Genomic DNA, 19,089 nt, shown 5'->3' with positions numbered 1-19,089 from the left:
TGCAGCCCAACGCATGATGATACGGTCTGGAGCCCTGCGTCGAGAGAGCGGCTCGAGGAAATCGTTGGTTGCTGCCAAGAAGTCGGGAAAAAGCTACCATGAGTCGTTCGATTGGCCATGAGTTGTTCGATTGGATTGTCAACGGATTGAACCGAGGCTCGCGAGAGGCTCCCCGTTTCTTGCCGCTCGCGCGATCACGATCGACGCCAGGCGGTTTGCATCAAGAAGGAAATTGCATGAACGAAGAAAACGCTGCTGAAAACGAAACCAGCCAACCTCACCCGTTGTCCGCCGCTGCGAGACGTTGCTTGGGCGTGTTGGTTGAAAAGGCCAAGACGACGCCGGACGGCTACCCACTTTCCTTGGCCGGTCTGATCACGGGCTGCAATCAAAAGTCCAATCGTTCACCGCAAATGCAGGTGGATGAATCGGACGCTCTGTCAGCCTTGGATGAGCTTCGGGCCGCCGGTGCGGCTCGCGAGATCCAAGGCAGCGGACGGGTGACGAAGTACCGGCACGCAGCCTATGAGTGGCTGGGGGTCGACAGTCCCGGGGCGGCGATCATGACCGAGTTGTTGCTGCGTGGGCCACAAACCGCGGGCGAGTTGCGCACCCGAGCGTCTCGCATGCACAAATTTCCCGACCTGGATTCGCTCAAGACCGAATTGGATTCGTTGATCGAGAAAGGTTTGGTCGAATCGCTGACGCCTTCGGGGCGCGGGCAAACATTCTCGCACTGCTTGTACACGCCCCAAGAACGCTTGTACTTGGTTGACAAAATCAAGAAGCAGGACGCTTCGGCAGCGCCCACCAAATCGGCACCTGTCACATTGGAACCGGTGGAATCTGGGTCAGGGAAGTCCGCCCACGATGATCGAATCGACAAAATTCAAGATCGACTCGACAGCGTGACCGCCAAACTCGAGGCGCTTGAAAAACGCTTGGAGTTCCTCGAGTCATAGCGTGCGGACCGGGCATTTCTTTCCCGGCGGTTCCTGAGCCATTTGACTCCTAAGCGGCTCGGCGCAGTGGTTCGGTTTGAGCGGTGTCAGTCTGAGGTTGGGCGGCAGCGAATTGTGCTTCCATCTCAGCGGACGACAGGGTTTCAACGCAGGAACCGTCTTCGTCGTGGATTTTCAACTCATCCTCTTCGGTGAACCAGATGGCCGAAGTGCTGTCGGTGCGGAACCGGCGACCTCGATAGAATCCGTCGCAAATGAAGACGGATTCACTCCATTCGGCTTGCGGTTCACTCGGGCGAATTTGAATGGTATCCGGCGAATCTTCTGCGGGTTGGGTGTTCAGCCAAGCCTGGAAGCAGTGACGAGCCCGTGCCAATTTTTGTGATGGCGTCATGCGTCTGTTCGATCCACGATTGATAGGGCAAAATGGGTGCCGACGAAGACAACCCAACCCTTTCAATCGGACCGCAGGCGGTCAGGGCATCGGTCGGTTGCGTTCCCGCATCAGGGGTGACTCGACCGGGAAATTCGCTGCCTTTTCGCTGGTTTACGCAATCGGACTAGTTTGACACTGGTTGCGGGCCTTCGTCGCGGTGAAGGCTCGTCACGTCGCTTTGCTACCACTTCCTTGATCCTCTTTCTCTTTGACCCGCCATGCGAACGCTGATTGACGAATCCCAGCTCGATGACGGGGTGTCGAAGTTGGCCAAGGAAATTGATTCCCACTACGGCGATCGGCCCATCACAGTGGTCGCGGTGATGACCGGATCGTTGGTCCTCTTCGCCGATTTGATTCGCCGGTTGTCGATGCCTCAGCGAGTCGGCGTGATTCATGCGTCGAGTTATCGGGGCGGAACACAGGCGGGCAAATTGGAAATCGATTCCAAGATGCTGATCGATGTGCAGAACCGGGATGTGTTGTTGGTGGATGATATTTATGACACCGGAGCCACGTTGACCAAGCTCAGCGAAGCGATCGCGGACATGGGCGCCTCCAGCGTTTCCACGGCGGTCTTGCTTCGGAAGTTGCGACCGGAGCAGATCGGCCCGAAGCCTGACTTCGTGGCGTTTGAAATCCCGGACGAATTTGTCGTCGGGTATGGGCTGGACTACCTCGACATGTATCGCAACTTGCCGTTCATCGGTGTGTTGGAACCGGACGAGATTGAAGCGACGGCGCGCCAGTGAGTGCGTCTCGGGTGATGTTCGTGGCTCGGCACTATTGGCCGCTGTGCGCGGGGCGACACGAAGCCGCTGCGGCGACGTTTGAATTGACCCAGCGGTTGGCGAGCTGGGGCATGCAGGTGCAGGTCGTGACGCCCCGGCACGGCAACACTTGGCCAACCGAAATCATGTTGGGTGACGTGAAGGTTCATCGTGTGGCGGCAGCCCCTCGCGGTGATTGGTCGACGCAGCGTTACGTCCGACATTTAGGACACTGGTTGGCTGAGAGAATGCCCGGACTCGATGCGATCGTCTGTGATCAACTTCGGGAGGAATCTCGGGCGGTGGCCACCGCAGTTCAGTCGGGGCCGCCGGAGGTGGGCGGCGCGAGAGCCACCGTGGGTGTTGCGATGTGCGGCGGATGGGGCGAGGATTCGGATGAGATCTGGTGCCAAAACACGAGAAGCGGCCGCCGCGTCCTGCAATCCTGCATTGGGATGGATGCCGTGGTCACGGACCATGCCAAAACGGATCGTTACTTGGTTTCGCACGGTGTTCCGGCGGAAAAGCTTCGCCGGCGTCCGGTCGGTTTCCATCGACCGGTCAGGGTGACAAATGAGGAACGAATGGACGCGAGAAGGAGTTTGCGGGGGATCAATCTCGACCTGACCACCGACAACGATTCACGCGTGCTTCTGTGGTGCGGGCCGATGGCCGGACCGGCGTCCTCCGAAAGTGGTGTGGGCGCCTTGGTCCAGAGTGCCCGTTTTCTCGCTGCCCGAGATCCGGATCTGAGAATCTGGATGCTTGGCGACGGGAAGCTACGCGACTGGGTGCACGCGGAACTCCGAGCCGAGGGCGTTCGCAGTGTCGTCGCGATTCCGGGGTCGTTTTCGGACATGACGGAAATCTGGCGTTCGGTTGACGCCGTCGTGCTGAACGAAGATTCTCAGCTGCGGTTCACCTTTCCGGCAACATTGGCGGCGGGGCTTCCCGTGATTGTCGCCGATCATCCAGCGGCGAGGGAGTACTTGCAAACCCAATTCGACGCTTCCATTTTGGATTCGTTGGCTTGGTATGAGCCAGCCAAGCCGAGTACGCTGCGGAAAGCGTTTCGTTCCGTTTGGGGCGATTTGGAAATGGCTAAGCAACATGCCTTCGAATTGGCACGCGATCTTTCGCGTCGTCATCCCTTGGAACCGGAATTGACGTTCTGGCAATCCATTTTGCGTCCCGATCAAAACATGTCCAACCCGAAAGCCTCATGAAGATCGCCTTGGTCATTCCCACCATGGACCGTGGTGGCGCCGAAAAACAGGTGGTCCTGCTTGCCAAGGGGTTGCATGAAGCCGGGCATGACGTCCGCGTGTTCTTGCTCACGCGTGATGGCCCTCGGAGTGCAGCACTGCGAGACGCTGGCATCCCCGTCGTCTTGATTGGCAAGCGTTTCAAGATGGATCCGACGGCGTTGTTTCGATTGAAGAAGGAGCTCATTCATTTCGCACCCGATGTGGTGCACACATGGTTGTTCGCCGCGAATTGCTTTGGGCGTGTGGCTGCGAAATGGGCGGGGGTTCCCGTCATCATTGCCAGCGAGCGTTGCGTGGATCCCTGGAAGACGTCCTGGCACTTTCGCATTGATCGACGATTGCAGAAGCTCTCGCAGGCGATCACGACAAACAGTACCGGCGTCCAAGGATTTTACTCGGCCAATGGGTTGGATCCGGCGCAGTTTGTGGTCATTCCCAATGGAGTCGAGTCTGTCGGCACAACGGGACTCAGTGAGATCGATCGCGAGGAGGCGATGGGCCGGTTGGATGTGCAGCCGGATCGTCGATTGATTCTGGCCGTCGGTCGACTGTGGCCTCAAAAACGAATTCGTGATTTGATCTGGTCGGGCGAGTTGCTGGCGACCACGCACGGGGCGACGACGTTGGTGATCATTGGGGACGGGCCCCAGCGAGATGAATTGGTTCGCCACCGAGACGCGGTGTCCTCGCCGTTGCACGTTCGTTTCGCTGGGCAGCGAGAGGATGTCGCTGAACTGCTGCCGCACGCGGATCTGTTTTGGATCGCGAGTGAATACGAAGGGCAAAGCAACGCGGTGATCGAAGCGATGTTGGCGGGCGTTCCCGTGGTCGCATCGGACATTCCCGGCAATCGAGACTTGGTCATCGAAGGGGAAACCGGATGGCTGTTTCCGCTGGGGGACGAGGCGGCTTTGGTCCGCCGAAGTTTGTCGGCTTTGAATGACCCAGAGGAATGCAAGCGGGTCTCCGAGCGAGCCCGACAACGCATCGTCACGGAGTTCTCGCTCGACGCGATGGTCGAGCGCCACATCGAACTCTACGTGCGACTTTTGTCGGAGCGGGTTTTGCCTGAGAGGTGATCAAATCGCTGATCACGCTCGCTGCCATTCGCAAAGAGGGCCCTGCAGCATTGCTGCAGAACCCTCTGATTTATGCGAAACAAATCTCCAACGGCATTCACTGTTTTTGGTCGTGAGTGCAATCGGGATCGCGATCAACGGGCGTGCCAACTTGGTCGACAGGATGCGTGAAGAGGTAACGCCAGACCGCTTCGTGTTTGTACTCGCCCGTTTTCGGATCCTTGGCGGCGGAGCGTCCTGGCTGCACGCTGCTGTGCGCTCGCTTGGCGTCTCCGTCGACATCGAAGTCCGTGATCAAACGGCGGGTGTGTCCATAGGGCGGTGCCTGTTCATCGACGTTGACAATCGGGCCGAAGGCATTCAGTCCGAGCATTTCCCAGCTGCGGCAGTAGTGGTCATCGACCCAGCCACCGTCCAGCACGTGAGAGAACGCGAAGTAGCGGTTCGGCGGCGTCGCCGACGGAAGGGCTTGCCAGTTTTGGTGCTGGTCCCGCGGTCCACACAACGCGACGACGCGAGCGACTCGTTGGTGCTTGGCAAATCTCGCGGCGGTGGTCGAACCGTGAGAACTGCCGGCCACGATGACTTTGTCCCAGTTCAGGTCGGTGCGGTCTTCGTTGAGGAATTGTTCCCAGTTGCCGGGTGAATTTCGTTCGGCCAGCCAACGAACAAATTGGAAGGCTCGTTCCGCCATCCCGTCAGGTTTGGCCAGGTCCACTTCGTCGGTGTAGTCTTCCCCCGTGGCGGCTTCCAGACGCATGTTGCCGCGACAGGTCGGGGGAACCGGTTTTTCTTGGCAGCAGATGCTGAACCACTTGTTGGCGTAGTGGACTCGAATCGCATGCAGGCCGTAATCGCCTACTTTTTCGAACAGCTGTGAGTTGTGGCCCATCAACCAAATCACCAATTGGCCTCGGGAATTGACGTTGGGATTGAACATCGCCTGCTGTTGATCCGCCGGTTTTCCTTTGGCGTCCTCGATCAAGAAATTGATTTCCGGGTAGGCCTTCACGCGAGGATCGATCTCCGATGCGCGAGCGGTGATTTCAAAACGATCTTGTTTGGCGGCTTTTTCGGCTGGCCCGCGGGTTTGGGCTGTGACGATGGAAGGGATAAGGATGACACATCCGGCCAGGAGAGCGGCGGCGGTCCGCCATCCAGCCACTTTGACGCGAGGGATTCTCAAGACAGAACGCGAGGGTGTGAAACTCGGCATGGGGTCACTTGTTGGGGGAAAGAAGGGGGATTTGGGGAGGGGACGTGTGAAACGCCGCCAATACAATAGCTCAAACCCCAGAGGGTTTTCTTGATCCAACGCAGAGTGGTACCTTTGAATCGTCCATTTTCTGTCAATTTGCAATTTTGAAGATGGTGCCGAAGTCAGGCGGTCGTCATCGATTTGGATCGTTCGTTGTTTTCACTTGACCCAGTTACCTAGGTGATCCGTTGACTTACTTCGGTTTCGTGCTCAAAAGCCTGTGGCGGCGACCGCTGCGCACGGGGCTGACGCTGATGGCCTTGGCCACCGCGATTGGTTCCGTGATGGCTTTGTCGGGCGTGGCCGAAGGGTTCACGGAGTCATTCCGTGGGGTGTATGAATCACATCGAGTCGATGTGGTTGTTTCACGCCAAGGTTCCGCGGATCGTTTAAGCAGTTCGCTGGAAGAAACCTATGTCGCGCGGGTGACGGCGGTCGAAGGTGTCGCCAGTGCGGCGGGAGTTCTTTTGGAAACCTTGTCGGCGGAAGACCAGCAGGTTTACGGAATTCCAGCGATGGGAATGCGGACCGAATCGTGGTTGTTCAAGGACTACGAGATGCAATTGGCCGGTTCGTTGGCGTCTGAGAACTCCGAGGTGGAGGGGCAGGTTTATTTGGGCGAGAACCTGGCAGGACGACTGGATTGTCAGCCGGGCGCGATTTTGAATCTGTTCGATGAACCGTTTCTTGTCGCGGGAGTTTTCCAAAGCGGAAGCGTTTGGGAAAACGGTTCGATGATCGTGCCGTTGGACCAGCTTCAGGATTTGGCTGGCCGTGACGGGCAAATCACTTACATCAACGTGGTGCTGGACGAGTCAATCCAAGCGTCCGACGTTGGTCAGGTGGTGGAGCGAATCAAAGCGGTGGATGTCAAGCTTCTGCCCTTGGCGACGGATGAGTTTGTGAGCTCGGATACTCGGATGCAATTGGCCGGCGCGATGGCTTGGATGACATCGACGATCGCGTTGTTGGTGGGAGCGATTGGAACGCTCAACACCATGATGACCAGTGTTCTGGAACGAACCGGCGAGATTGGGATTTTGCGAGCGATCGGTTGGCCAGCCAAGCGAATCGCGGGAGTAATCCTTTGCGAATCGGTGATGCTTGCGTTGATGGCTTCGGTTTTGGGCGGACTCGGTGCGAGCGTGTTGCTGCAGGTGTTGGCAAACAGCGAAGCAACGGGTGGATTGCTGCAGCCGACGATCGCGACAGGGGTCTGGGTGCGAGGGCTCGTCGTGGGGTTAGGGATTGGTGTTTTGGGCGCGTCATTGCCCGTTTGGCGTGCGTCACAGATGCGCCCTGCGGATGCCCTTCGCCACCAGGGATGATTGCGAGGCGAATGACGCATGACACATGAAACAACGAAACATTCGAAGGTAGGGTTTGGCGTGAGAAACGAACCAATTGCCGTTGTGGGCATCGGGTGTCGCTTTCCTGGCGATGCGGACGATCCGTCCGCGTTTTGGGATCTGTTGGCATCGGGAACAGACGCCATCTCGCGGACCCCCAGCGATCGTTGGAACTTGCAAAAGTTCTATCGTCCTGGAGATCCATTGCCCGGCAAAACGCAGAGCCAATGGGGCGGTTATGTTCGCGGCATCGAGCGATTTGACCCGGCTCTGTTTGGGATCTCGCCCCGCGAAGCCGCGGCGATGGACCCGCAACAACGAATGCTGTTGGAAGTAGCTTATCGAGCGATGGAAGATGGCGGTGCGCCGCTTGGCACGTTGGCAGGCCGCCCGGTCGCGGTGTTCACCGGGATCAGCAGCATCGATTATGCGGTCGCCAGCCTGAGTTTCGAAGATCGGGGGGAGTTGGGGCCGTACACGAACACGGGATCGTCCAGCAGCATCGCGGCCAACCGAATTTCATACTGTTTTGATTTGCGAGGTCCAAGCGTTGCCGTCGACACCGCGTGTTCGTCCTCCTTGGTTGCGCTGCACATGGCTTGCCAAGCGATCTGGAACGGCGAAGCTGAAACGGCACTGGCCGGAGGTGTCAATGCGCTGATCATGCCGGACTTTTATGTCGCGTTCAGTCAGCTCGGCGTGCTGTCACCGGACGGCCGTTGCAAAACCTTTGATTCGCGAGCCAACGGATACGCCCGCAGTGAAGGCGCGGGAATGGTGCTGCTGAAACCGCTCCGCGAGGCCCAGCAAGATGGCGACCGAATCTACTGCACGATCCGGGCGACCGCCCTGAATCAGGACGGTCGGACTCCCGGTTTGACCGTCCCCAGCGGTGAACAGCAAGAGCGGTTGGTCCGGCGCACGTGTGAGTTGGCCGAGGTCGATCCCGCCGACGTGCATTACTTCGAAGCTCACGGGACCGGAACGGCCGTTGGGGATCCGATCGAAGCTGGGGCGCTGGGGCGAGTCATCGCATCGAGTTCGCTCCACCGCGATTCACCATGCCGAATCGGTTCGGTCAAAACAAACATCGGGCACTTGGAAGCCGGGGCTGGCATCGCAAGCTTGATCAAGGTTGCTCTGTCGATGCACCATCAAGCCATCCCACCTCACCTGCATTTGCAAACCCCTAACCCCGAAATCGATCTGCGTGCTTGGAACCTGCACGTTCCGACCGAGTTGGAACCTTGGCAAGCGGAAGGGGCGATTCGAATCGCCGGGATCAACGGATTCGGCTATGGCGGAGCGAACGGTCACTTGATCGTTGAAGAAGCTCCACGCGGGAAGGTGGCAAGCCAATCGACGAGTGGTTTTTCCGACGAAGAGAACCCGGCCGAACCCGGCGGCACTCGCCCTGTTGTCCTGCCCATTTCGGCGACCGATCGCAAGTCATTGGTGGAAGTTGCGGATCAGTGGAATGGTTGGCTGACCGAACAATCGCAGTCTGGCGACGGTTTGTTCGAGCTCGCGGCAGTGGCAGCGACGGCGGCTCATCACCGCACGCACCATGATGTTCGCACGTTGGTTGTTGGCGGGGATGTTTCATCATTGCAGGCGGAGCTGAACACCCTGGCGGATTCGTTGCGTTCAACGACTGCCTCGAATGAAACCTCTCTGATGCCAGCTCGTTTGCCTGCTGCAGAACGGTCTCAAGGGATTGTGTTTTTGTGCTGTGGTCAGGGACCGCAGTGGTGGGCGATGGGACGTGGGTTTTATCGAGACAACAAGGTCTTTCGTCAGATCATCGAACGCATTGAGATCGAGTTTCAAAAGCACACCTCGGAATGGTCGCTGATCGAAGAACTGCATCGCGATTCGGAAACGACTCGGATGGATCGTACCTCCATCGCGCAGCCAGCCCTGTTTGCGATCCAAGTGGCGCAAGCCGCGATGTGGGCTTCGGTTGGGATTCGTCCAAGTTTGATCATTGGGCACAGTGTCGGTGAAATTGCCGCGGCTCATTTGTCCGGTGGGCTGGATTTCGCGGATGCTTGCCGCGTGGCAATTCATCGCGGTCGGACGATGGATCTGGCGACCAGTCGCGGTGCGATGATTGCGGTTGGTTTGACGGAAAAGGAGGCGGAGAAACGAATCGCGGCGCTCGCAAAGATCGATCCGCTGATGCCCGCGACGGTTGCCATTGCCGCGGTCAACGGCCCGGCTTCGATCACGTTGTCGGGCGACAAGGACGCGATCGAAAGATTGGCGGTTTCAATCGAAGCGGATTCGATTTTCTGTCGTCGACTCGCCGTGGAGTATGCCTTTCACAGTCCACAAATGGACCCGGTTCGCGACGAGTTGTTGCGTTCGCTCGATGGCATCCAGACGCGGCCTTTGCACACGCCGATGATTTCGACGGTGACTGGACGTGCGATCAGCGAAGCTGATTCATTGGCTGGTGAGTATTGGTGGACGAACGTTCGCAGCGGGGTCCGATTTGCCGATGCGGTGATGGTGGCAGCGAAGGCGGGGCATGGCGTGGGGATTGAGTTGGGACCACACCCCGTGTTGGCGTTTGCGACGACGGAATGTTACGGGCACACACCCCAGAACATTCAGTTGATTGCGACGGCACGGCGACCGAAAACAGAATCGAAATCCAGTGATTCCGCGGAGGTTGATCAAGACCAAAGGCTTTGGCTGAGCAGTCTCAGTGACTTGTTCTCTCTGGGGTTTGAAATGGATTGGTCGGGGGTCGTTCCTCGGCCGGCGAAACGGGCTAAGTTGCCGCTCTATCCGATGCAGCAGCAAGCGTTGTGGCAGGAATCGGAACAATCCCGTCGCTCTCGGCTAACGACCTCCGTGCACCCGCTGCTTGGTGACGCGGACCGATCCGCCGACCCGGTTTTTCGTGGCCGAGTGGATGGTGACAACCAAGCCTATTTGCTCGACCACCGTGTTCGCAGTGCGGCGATGTTTCCCGCCGCAGCAGGAATCGAGATGGCGTTGTCAGGAACGCTCTCGGTGTTGTCTCAGGCCGCCGAATTGGCGGGCGATCCCGAGCCCACTCGGATCCGACTTCAGCGATTGCAGTTGCTCAACGCGATGATCTTGGATCCATCGCAGACGCATCGATTGGAAACCTCCTTGGCGGGCGACCGACGTTCCATCGAAATTCGATACAGTGAGATTCCGGGCGATGCCTGGACGGCGCTCTTGGCGGCGACCCATGGGACTCCTGCGCCAATCGATGCCGATGCCAAGCGAGCCCAATTGCAGGCGGGCCGGAAACGTTGCCAACAAAGTTTTGACGCAGAGGAATGTTACGACTATTGCCAGTCGATCGGCTTGAACTACGGGCCCGCGTTCCAAGGCATTCGCGAGGGCGTTCGGTGCGATGGCGAGTCAATTGCGACGGTGCAGTTGGAGCCATCTGTTCGCACCCCTGCCTTTGACGCGGAGGCCTCGCTGTTTCTTGTTCATCCTGCGGTGCTGGACAGTTGTTTTCATGCGATGGTGGTTTGCGATCCACTGTTCGGCAATTCACCGGGTGGGTTGTACTTGCCACATGAAATCAAAGACATCCAAGTCGATCTCGAGAGAATCCAGTCGGTCGGATTGGATTTGTCATTGACGGTGCATGCGAAAATTCGGCTGAAGACGGAACACCGTCTGTTGGCGGATTTGGATCTGTATCTGGACGACGGATCGCACTTGGGTTCGATCGTTGGATTCGAAAGCCGACGCGTGGGCGCCGAGACCGAACGATCGACCAAGGATCTGCTGTATCGATATCGTTGGCAGGCGGATGAGTTGGAAAGCTCGTCCAACTCAACGAACGAGAAAATGGTGGTGTTCTCGCCAGCGGATCTCGCCGATGAGCTCGTTCGCGGATGGGGAAAGTCACGCGAAGACTTCTTGTGGGTGCATCCCATTCAAGACCCAACTCAGCACGCGGGACAATTCGTGGGCGATGGCTCGGTGGATCAGGATTGCTACTGGGTGGACGCCGATGACCCGCAATCCTTTTCGCGATTGTGGGCTGAACTCGGGATCCATGAGTCGACGGAAGACTGGCACTTGGTCTATCTGTGGGCCATTGATGCGTTGGACCCGCTGACGTTGGAAGCGATGTCGCCAAGCGATGCCAGTGATGCACTTCGTGACAGCACCTTGATGAGCACGCGGGCTCCGCTGCATTTGGTTCAAAGTTGGGAGGCGATTCCCGATCGTCCGGCCACGCGATTCACGATTGTGACCTTGGGGGCTCAGTCGGGTGATGAATTGGATCAACCGGTTGCTGCGATTCAGATGCCCTTGGTCGGTGTCGGACGCGTGATTGTGAGTGAGATCGGATCGCTGCGAACACGTTTGGTGGATTGCGATCCGAACGCGAATTTTCCGCTGGAAGGGTTGGCTGCTGAATGGGCACGCGAAGACGCGGAAGACGAGGTGATGTTGCGAGATGGCGTTCGATACGTCCACCGTTTCGTTCCTGACACGCATCGTGAAGAACGCTGGACGGCGATCGATCCAGAGCAGCGTTCGGCCTGTCGGTTGGTCAAGGGCACCGCATCGGGAGTCGACGAACTGAAGCATCAGGCTTTCGGTCGAGCATTGCCGCATGCGGACGAAGTTGAGATTCAGGTTGCCGGCGCAGGGTTGAATTTCAGTGATGTGATGAAGGTGTTGGATCTGTACCCCGGGTTGCCTCCTGGCCCGGTTGCATTGGGTGCCGAAGTCAGTGGCACGATCACGGCCGTGGGCGACGACGTCCAAGAATTTGCGATTGGCGACCAAGTCATCGCGGTGGCTCCCGGCGGATTTGCGACGCATGTGTTGGTCAATGCTGCGTTGGTTGCGAAGGCTCCTGAGGCGATGGACCTGGTCGATGCATCCGCAATCCCGGTGGCTTGGCTGACCGCGGATCACGCGATGAATTCGTGCGCTCGGTTGAGGGACGATGAATCGATCTTGATTCACGCCGCCAGTGGTGGCGTGGGGCTGGCGGCGATCGAGGTGGCACAAGAGTTGGGCGTGGAGGTTTTCGCGACGGCAGGCAATGATTTCAAACGAGAGCATGTTCGGTCGCTGGGCGTTGAGCACATTCATGATTCCCGTTCACTGAACTTTGTTTCTGAGATCGCCGATTTGACGGCGTCCCGTGGTGAACCGGGGATCGATGCGGTTCTGAATTCGCTTCCGGGAGAAGCGATCCCCGCGGGGATGAGTTTGCTTCGAGTTGGCGGGCGTTTTCTTGAGATTGGCAAACGAGACATTTACGCCGATCAATCGCTGGGCATGTACCCGTTGCGCAACAACCTTGCCTTCTTCGCGATTGATTTGGACCAGCTGTTTCAGCAGCATGCCGTGCGAATGGGCAAGCGTTTGCGAGCGGTGGTGCAGAAGTTCAACTCGCGAGTTTATCACGGCCATGTTCCAAAACGTTTTGCAGCGTCAGACGCTGCGTCGGCGTTCCGGTTCATGCAGCAGGCCAAGCACATTGGCAAGGTGATCGTTGACTACACCGTTCCACCGGTGCAGGTGCAAGCTCGCGACGAAAGTGAATTCCAGTTCCGCAGCGACGGAACCTACTGGTTGGCCGGTGGTTTAGGCGGATTCGGTTTGCGAATCGCGGATTGGATGTCCGAGTCCGGGGCGGGCACATTGGTGCTCAGCGGACGAAGCAAAACCCTTCGCGAGCAAGCCGTCCCTGTGATCGAGAGAATGCGATCTCGCGGGACTCAGGTGGTGGTGCTGCCGTGCGATATCACGGTTCCCGATGAGATTCAGCGGACGTTGGATCACATCGACGAACAGTTGCCGCCGCTGCGTGGCGTGTTGCACACCGCGATGGTTTTGGAAGACAGGCTGATCGTTGATCTGGATCGTGAGACCTTGGATCGAGTGCTGTGGCCGAAGGTGCTCGGCGGGTGGAATTTGCACCAAGCCACTCGGGATCGTGTTCTGGATCAATTCATTTTGTTCTCGTCTTTGTCGAGTGTGTTTGGGCACGCCGGGCAAGCGAATTATTCCGCGGCGAATGCGTTGCTGGACGGGTTGGCCCATCACCGCCGTGTGTCAGGGCTGCCTGCGACGGTGGTCAACTGGGGGCACCTTGGTGAAGTTGGCTACTTGGCTGAACGGGAAGACCTGAGCGAACGATTGCGGCGTCAGGGGGTGCTGGATTTCTCGTCGTCCGAAGCAACCGAATGTTTGGCTCGCGCCTTGCATCGTGGAGTGACCCAGTGCAGCGTGCTACGAATGGATTGGTCACGTTGGCGCGGGTTGGGTTTGACCAAGGACGTCTCCCCTCGATTTGCGCATTTGATTCGTGGAGGCAACCACACCGAGCAGACGCTCAACGGTGAATCACTCCGTCAGGTAGCAGCTTCTGATCGGGAGCGATGCTTGCACGAAGTGGTGTCGGTCAAGTTGGCGTCGTTGCTGGGCGGAAACGTTGCCGAGTTGGATGTTGACCGGCCCCTGTTGGAAATGGGGTTGGACTCGTTGATGGCGGTTGAGCTTCGTAACTGGATCGAGGGCCAGCTGCAGTTGAAACTTCAGATTGGTTCCCTGATGCGTGGATCCAGCTTGAAGTCCTTGGTGGCAACGCTCAGTGAATCCTTGGCGGCCGAAACCGGTGATTCCGAAGGAGCCTGGGGAACGCAAGTTGGTGCGGACGAACAAGATGAGATCGCGGATGATCCGGCGATGCAGGACCGTCAACGTTATCCGATGTCGGATCAGCAGACGGGACTCTGGTACGCATTTCGTCGCAATCAGAAGGGGACGGCATTCAATGTGTTTTTGCCGACGCGCTTGCGATCGCCGCTGGATGTCGATGCATTGCGGAAGTCGATGGAAGGCGTGGTGCAGCGTCACGCGGCGTTGCGGACAACGTTCACGGATTCATCGAGCGAGCTTCAGCAGATCGTTCACGACGAACTGAAACCCGAGTTTGTGGTTGAGGATTGGTCGGCATCAATCGATGGCGAGCATGATCAAGACGCCTTGCTTCGAGCTGTGATCGAAGAGACCCAGCGTCCATTCGACTTGCAGAATGGACCGATGATGCGAACGCGTCTGTTCCGGTTGGCGGAAGACGACTGGGTGGTGGTTGCGACGACACATCACATCGTGGTTGATTTCTGGTCGTTGATTTTGATTCTGGGCGAGATCAAGCAGTTCTACCCGCAATATTTGACCGGTGCGGTTCCATCCATCGTTGCGCCCGAGAAGGACTACTTCGAGTTGGTGTTGCGTCAGCGTCGACTGCTGAATTCGCAACGAGGTCAATCGCTGAAAGAGTATTGGACGAAGACGTTGGCGGATGTCCCCAAGGTCTTGGAAGTGCCGACAGATCGAACCCGTCCGACGACATTCACTCAGTCTGCCAAGATTGTCGGGATCGAATGTGCGGAGGAGGTCGGCGCGGCGATCAATCAAGTTGCCAAACAAGCCCAGGTGACTTCGTCCTCGGTTGTCATGGCGGCGCTTCAGGTGATGTTGCACCGAGCCAGCGGTCAAGAGAAGTTCATCATCGGAAGTCCTTTCGCGGGGCGGACGCACTCCGATTTGGAGGACACGGTTGGCTTCTTTGTCAATATGTTGCCGTTGGTGGCCGACGTTTCTGGGAATCCAACGTTCCTGGATCTGGCCCGCCGGGCGGGCGATCGCTTGGTTGACTCGATGCAGCACGAAGAATATCCGTTTGCACAAATCGTTCGGGATGTGGATCCCCCGCGTGATACGGGCCGCAGTCCACTGATCCAGGTCTCTTGCACGTTCGAAAAGGCGCACGTGCGAGACGAAGAGGGACGTGCCGGATATCTGTTTCCATCGGCGACTCAGGTCAAGGAAATGGCAGGGTTGAAGCAGGAAAGCTACCCGGTTCCGCACCAAACCTGTCACTACGATTTGGAATTCATCTTTGAGATGACTGGCGATCATCTGAGTGGGATGATTGTGTATTGCAAGGACCTGTACGAAGCGGACACCATGCAGGCGATGGCGGATCAGTTCGTGTCGCTGCTTGGGAAGTTGTTGGCTGAGCCGAACGCATTGGTTGATTCGATCCACTTGTTCAAGGGGATGCAGGCTCAGCAATCGACGTCCCAGCAATCATTGCAGTCTGATCGGAAGAGCGACGCGGATGAGAATGAGCGGACGACTCTCAATGCGTTGATTTTGGAGGGAGCGACTCAGCAATCGCAGACCAAGGCATCGAGTTCACAGGAGCAGGCTGAGGTCGGCAGTGGGCGGCGACGATCCTTCAACCGATTGTTCCGGTCGCCAAAATTAAAGCCAGCCAGCCCTTCCCTTTCTGACCTGGCGGATGAGGCGGTTGCGGGATCGGTTGCGACTCGAGACTTGATCGCACGACGGTTGCAGACGCATCATTTTGAACGCGGAGAGTTTGTGCCTGTGCTGGCGAAGCCCGGCCAGCAAGCGATGGATTTGATTCTGGCGTTGCAGCAGATCGGTGCCGTCCCGGTGCCTCTGGATTCCAGTCGTCCTTCCGTGATGCTGGATCTGGTGGTCCAGCAAACGGGAGCCACCCGGATCTTGGTCGATCAACTCGGCGAGGAGGTTCCTTCGGCATTGCAGTCGTTCACATGGGATCAGCTGACCGGTTCGCAAAATGGCGTGACCAATGGGAACGGCAAATCATCGCTCCCTGGTGCGGCGAAGGATCCGGTGGTCACAGCCGAGGACGCGGCTTACGTGATCTACACGTCGGGAACAACCGGAGTTCCGAAGGGCGTTGTTGTTTCGCAGGGTGCGATCGCGAACACGTTGCGATGGCGAGGTCGGATCACGCCCTTGAATTCATCTGACCGCATGCTGATGCCACTCTCGCATCAGTTTGATGCCGGGTTGGGCATGACATTGTTTGCCTATGCTCAAGGAGCCAGCGTTGTCTGGCCGGACGTGGATCGAGTCGCCGATGTCGATTCGGTGGTGGACCAAATCATTCGCGAAGGTGTGACCGTCTTGGTTGGTGTGCCTTCCTGGATTGACTTGGTCGCCTCGCATCGCAAGTTTGCACATTGTCATTCGTTGCGGCACGTTTGGATTGGTGGCGAAGCCATGCCCGAGAGCCTGCCCCGGACGATCCGTCGAAACAGTGAAGCCCAGATTTGGAATTGCTACGGTCCGACAGAGGCCGCGGTGGAAGCGACCGCGTACCGCATCATTGATGTTCATTCACCGCGACGCATTCCAGTGGGTTTGCCTGCGGATCATACCGACGTGGTCGTGTTGGATTCGGATCGACGCGAAGTGCCGTCCACGTTTGTGGGCGAGTTGGCCTTGGTCGGAAAGGGATTGGCCGACGGGTACCTCGGTGATGAACCATTGACTCATCAGCGGTTTGTGACGTTGGGCGATGGCAGACGGGCTTACCTGACTGGCGATCAAGGTCGTCGGCGAGTGGATGGCATGGTGGAAGTTTTGGGGCGCATGGATCGGCAGCTGAAAGTTCGTGGGTACCGCATCGAGCCAACGGAAATTGAAAGTGTGCTGAAGGATCATCCTGCAGTGGCTCAGGCGGCCGTGGTTCCTCGCGAGATTGGCGACACCGAGGCGAGCCAGTTGGTTGCCTTCGTGCAGTTGGACTTGCCCGAGTCGACGGACGGGCATCCAGGCGATGCTGCGGAACGCGGGACGCAGTGGAGCGATGTGGTGTTGTCGTTGCAGCATCATGTGGCGGAGCATTTGCCGCCATACAAACGCCCCGCTCACATGCAGCAAGTGGAGGCCTTTGTGGTGACCGCGAGCGGCAAAGTGGATTTGAACGCGTTGCCGGAACTCGCGCAAGACGCTTCCGCCTTGGCGGCGTATCAGCCACCGCGAACGAGTTTGGAACAGCATCTTGCGGATCGTTGGACGGAGCTGTTGGGATCGCAGTTGATTGGGATCAATCAGAACTTTTTCGAGTTTGGCGGCAGTTCGCTTCAGGCGGCGATGTTGACGAATCGGTTGAGTGAAGATTTGGGGGTCGATGTGCCCTCGTCGTTGCTCTTTGATCTCGCTGACATTTCCGCGATGGCCGGGCGATTGGCAACACTGTATCCCGAGGAGCTTTCGCGACGATTTGGGGAGTCGTCCGTTGAGTTCTACGCAGACCAAGCGATCCAGCAGAATCACGGTCTGAATGAATTACTGGCTCCGTTGAAAGTCACTGGGGAGCGGACTCCTTTGTTCATGGTTCACCCGCCGGGAGGCATCGTCGTTTGTTACCGGGAATTGGCGGCGAAATTGCCGGATGATCAACCGATGTACGCGATTCGCTCGCGGGGATTGCACGGGAAAGAAGCCTTGCCAGAGACGATGCGGGCAATGGCCGCAGAGTATGTCGACGCAATTCGCTCGGTTCGGCCGGAGGGGCCGTACGTGATTGGCGGATGGTCGGTCGGCGGGGTCATTGCCATGGAAGTTGCCCAGCAATTGATTTCCTCTGGGCACGATGTCGAGGGATTGATTCTGCTCGACTCGTCCATCCCGAGTGGGGCCAGTGACCTGGTCCCTGCGGAAGATCAAACCAACGTGGGATTGGAATACGGCATTGATTTGACGCTGGACGAGTTGTTGCAGCTCCCGAGCGAAGAGCAGTTGCCTTTCCTGTGGCAGCACGCTGAGAAGTTGGGAGTGTTGGATCAAGACACACCTGCTGACGTTGCTGCTCGGGCAATCGACGATTTGAAAGCCTTGTTCCACCACCATTTGAAGTTGGCCACCCAGTACAAAATGAAACCCATTGCAACACGGATCGTCTTGTTCCGCCCCACCGACGTTCCGTTCGAGACGGAAGGCAGTGCGGATCGTGGTTGGTCTCATTTGGCGGATCGCGCGGATGTGATTTTAACTCCTGGGCACCACCACAGCATGGTTCAGGATCCTCACGTCAAGCACTTGGCTCGCTCCCTCTGCGACTCCTTGGATGTGAATTCCGGTCTGAATGGCTCAAATCTGAATCGCTCGAATTCCAATGTGAGTCATGCGGGTGGCTGAGACGCCGAAGCACTCGCACAGCGGTGAACTCAAAATCGGATTGGTGTGTGCCATTGTGGCTCACACGATGTGGGGTTTGTTTCCAATTTATTGGCGACAGATCGGCAACGCTGACTCGATGGAATTGGTGTCTCACCGGATTGTGTGGTCGTTCGTGACACTCGGTCTGGTGCTGCCTGTGATGCTTTGGCGGGGACGGTGGGGAGGTTTCTCAGTCGTCTTGCGTGAGCTTCGTAGTCGTCGTGTTTGGGCGGTTTATATCGTGGCGGCGTTGATGATCGCGATCAATTGGTTGGCGTTCATTTGGGCGGTCAACAACAACCGCGTTCTGGAGGCGTCGCTGGGATACTACATTAACCCGTTGTTGAACGTGTTGTTGGGAGTGGTGGTCTTGGGCGAGCGTCTTCGTTGGCCGCAATGGGTGGCGGTCGGGTTCGCCGCGGTGGGTGTGTCGGTGATGGCGATCGGCAACGGTGGTTTGCCGTGGGTCTCGATGGCCATGGCGTCTTCCTTTGCCGTGTATGGCTTGGTGAAAAAGAAGGCCACGCTTCCCGTGCTGCTTGGTTTGATGTTGGAAGTCACGGTGTTGGTGGTTCCCGCAGCGATCTACTTGGGCCTACGGTTGGCAGAGGGTGTTTCGACGATGCAAACCGGGACGCCCGTCGAGTTTGGAATGCTGTTGGGGGCTGGGGTGATCACCATTGCACCGCTGGCGTTCTTTGCCGCCGCTGTCCAGCGAGTGGATTTATCGCTGATGGGGATTCTGCAGTACGTCGGCCCGACGCTGCAGTTTTGGGTGGGCTACGTGTTGTTTGAAGAGCCGTTGGACCCGTCCAGAAAGATGGGGTTCGTTTTTGTTTGGATTGGGTTGCTGATCTTCTTGGTGGCGTCTCAATTCAAACGCCGACGCTCCACGCTGGTCGCGGAAGCGAATTGAGGATCGACCTTCCC

9 protein-coding genes are annotated in these 19,089 nt (G+C 57.8%); 7 read left to right on the top strand and 2 right to left on the bottom strand.

The genetic code is table 11. From position 1 onward, the window contains the following. Positions 1-236 precede the first annotated feature (236 nt). On the top strand, positions 237-962 hold the full coding sequence (locus RISK_RS17175; protein WP_047815611.1) for a YceH family protein: 726 nt from the start codon (positions 237-239) through the stop codon (positions 960-962). 49 nt (positions 963-1,011) lie between these two features. Here RISK_RS17175 and RISK_RS17170 read toward each other — a convergent pair whose 3' ends face one another. Continuing rightward, the gene (locus tag RISK_RS17170) at positions 1,012-1,356 is read right to left on the bottom strand and encodes a hypothetical protein (protein ID WP_047815531.1); all 345 of its coding nucleotides are present in this window, start codon (positions 1,354-1,356) and stop codon (positions 1,012-1,014) included. Between the two features lie 260 nt (positions 1,357-1,616). Between RISK_RS17170 and hpt the strand changes: the two genes are divergently transcribed. The 3 genes from hpt to RISK_RS17155 are packed head-to-tail and all read left to right on the top strand — an operon-like array spanning position 1,617 to position 4,515. Then, entirely contained in the window at positions 1,617-2,150 is a 534-nt protein-coding gene (hpt, locus tag RISK_RS17165) for a hypoxanthine phosphoribosyltransferase (protein WP_047815530.1), read from the top strand. Next, a complete protein-coding gene (locus RISK_RS17160) occupies positions 2,147-3,394 on the top strand; it encodes a glycosyltransferase (protein WP_236696390.1) in 1,248 nt (415 codons plus the stop codon). Before hpt ends, RISK_RS17160 begins: the two co-directional genes overlap by 4 nt. Beyond that, the gene (locus RISK_RS17155) at positions 3,391-4,515 is read left to right on the top strand and encodes a glycosyltransferase family 4 protein (RefSeq protein WP_047815528.1); all 1,125 of its coding nucleotides are present in this window, start codon (positions 3,391-3,393) and stop codon (positions 4,513-4,515) included. The genes RISK_RS17160 and RISK_RS17155 overlap by 4 nt, the downstream gene beginning before the upstream one ends. A 97-nt stretch (positions 4,516-4,612) precedes the next feature. On the opposite strand, the gene RISK_RS17150 is transcribed toward RISK_RS17155, so the two are convergent. Beyond that, positions 4,613-5,731 (bottom strand): alpha/beta fold hydrolase, encoded by a 1,119-nt coding sequence (locus RISK_RS17150; RefSeq protein WP_047815527.1) that lies wholly within the window; start codon positions 5,729-5,731, stop codon positions 4,613-4,615. Between the two features lie 230 nt (positions 5,732-5,961). Here RISK_RS17150 and RISK_RS17145 point away from each other — a divergent pair, with 230 nt between their 5' ends. From RISK_RS17145 to rarD, 3 genes are all read left to right on the top strand, one after another. After that, a complete protein-coding gene (locus RISK_RS17145) occupies positions 5,962-7,101 on the top strand; it encodes an ABC transporter permease (RefSeq protein ID WP_047815526.1) in 1,140 nt (379 codons plus the stop codon). 84 nt (positions 7,102-7,185) lie between these two features. After that, the gene (locus tag RISK_RS17140; RefSeq protein WP_047815610.1) at positions 7,186-18,138 is read left to right on the top strand and encodes a type I polyketide synthase; all 10,953 of its coding nucleotides are present in this window, start codon (positions 7,186-7,188) and stop codon (positions 18,136-18,138) included. Continuing rightward, positions 18,131-19,075 carry an EamA family transporter RarD gene (gene rarD, locus RISK_RS17135; RefSeq protein WP_047815609.1) on the top strand — a complete coding sequence of 315 codons (945 nt, stop codon included), beginning with the start codon at positions 18,131-18,133 and terminating at the stop codon, positions 19,073-19,075. The genes RISK_RS17140 and rarD overlap by 8 nt, the downstream gene beginning before the upstream one ends. Positions 19,076-19,089: the final 14 nt, after the last annotated feature.

Origin of the sequence: Rhodopirellula islandica (assembly GCF_001027925.1) — a bacterium.
In the GTDB taxonomy this organism is placed as follows: Bacteria; Planctomycetota; Planctomycetia; order Pirellulales; family Pirellulaceae; genus Rhodopirellula; species Rhodopirellula islandica.
Note: the sequence above shows the minus strand (reverse complement) of the source record. Positions and strands in the feature narration are given on the sequence as shown.

Bases quoted from the DNA above. Each gene is read 5' to 3' on its own strand.
- RISK_RS17175 (WP_047815611.1), top strand. From the start codon at position 237: ATGAACGAAGAAAACGCTGCTGAAAACGAAACCAGCCAACCTCACCCG.
- RISK_RS17170 (WP_047815531.1), bottom strand. From the start codon at position 1,356: ATGACGCCATCACAAAAATTGGCACGGGCTCGTCACTGCTTCCAGGCT.
- hpt (WP_047815530.1), top strand. From the start codon at position 1,617: ATGCGAACGCTGATTGACGAATCCCAGCTCGATGACGGGGTGTCGAAG.
- RISK_RS17155 (WP_047815528.1), top strand. From the start codon at position 3,391: ATGAAGATCGCCTTGGTCATTCCCACCATGGACCGTGGTGGCGCCGAA.
- RISK_RS17150 (WP_047815527.1), bottom strand. From the start codon at position 5,731: ATGCCGAGTTTCACACCCTCGCGTTCTGTCTTGAGAATCCCTCGCGTC.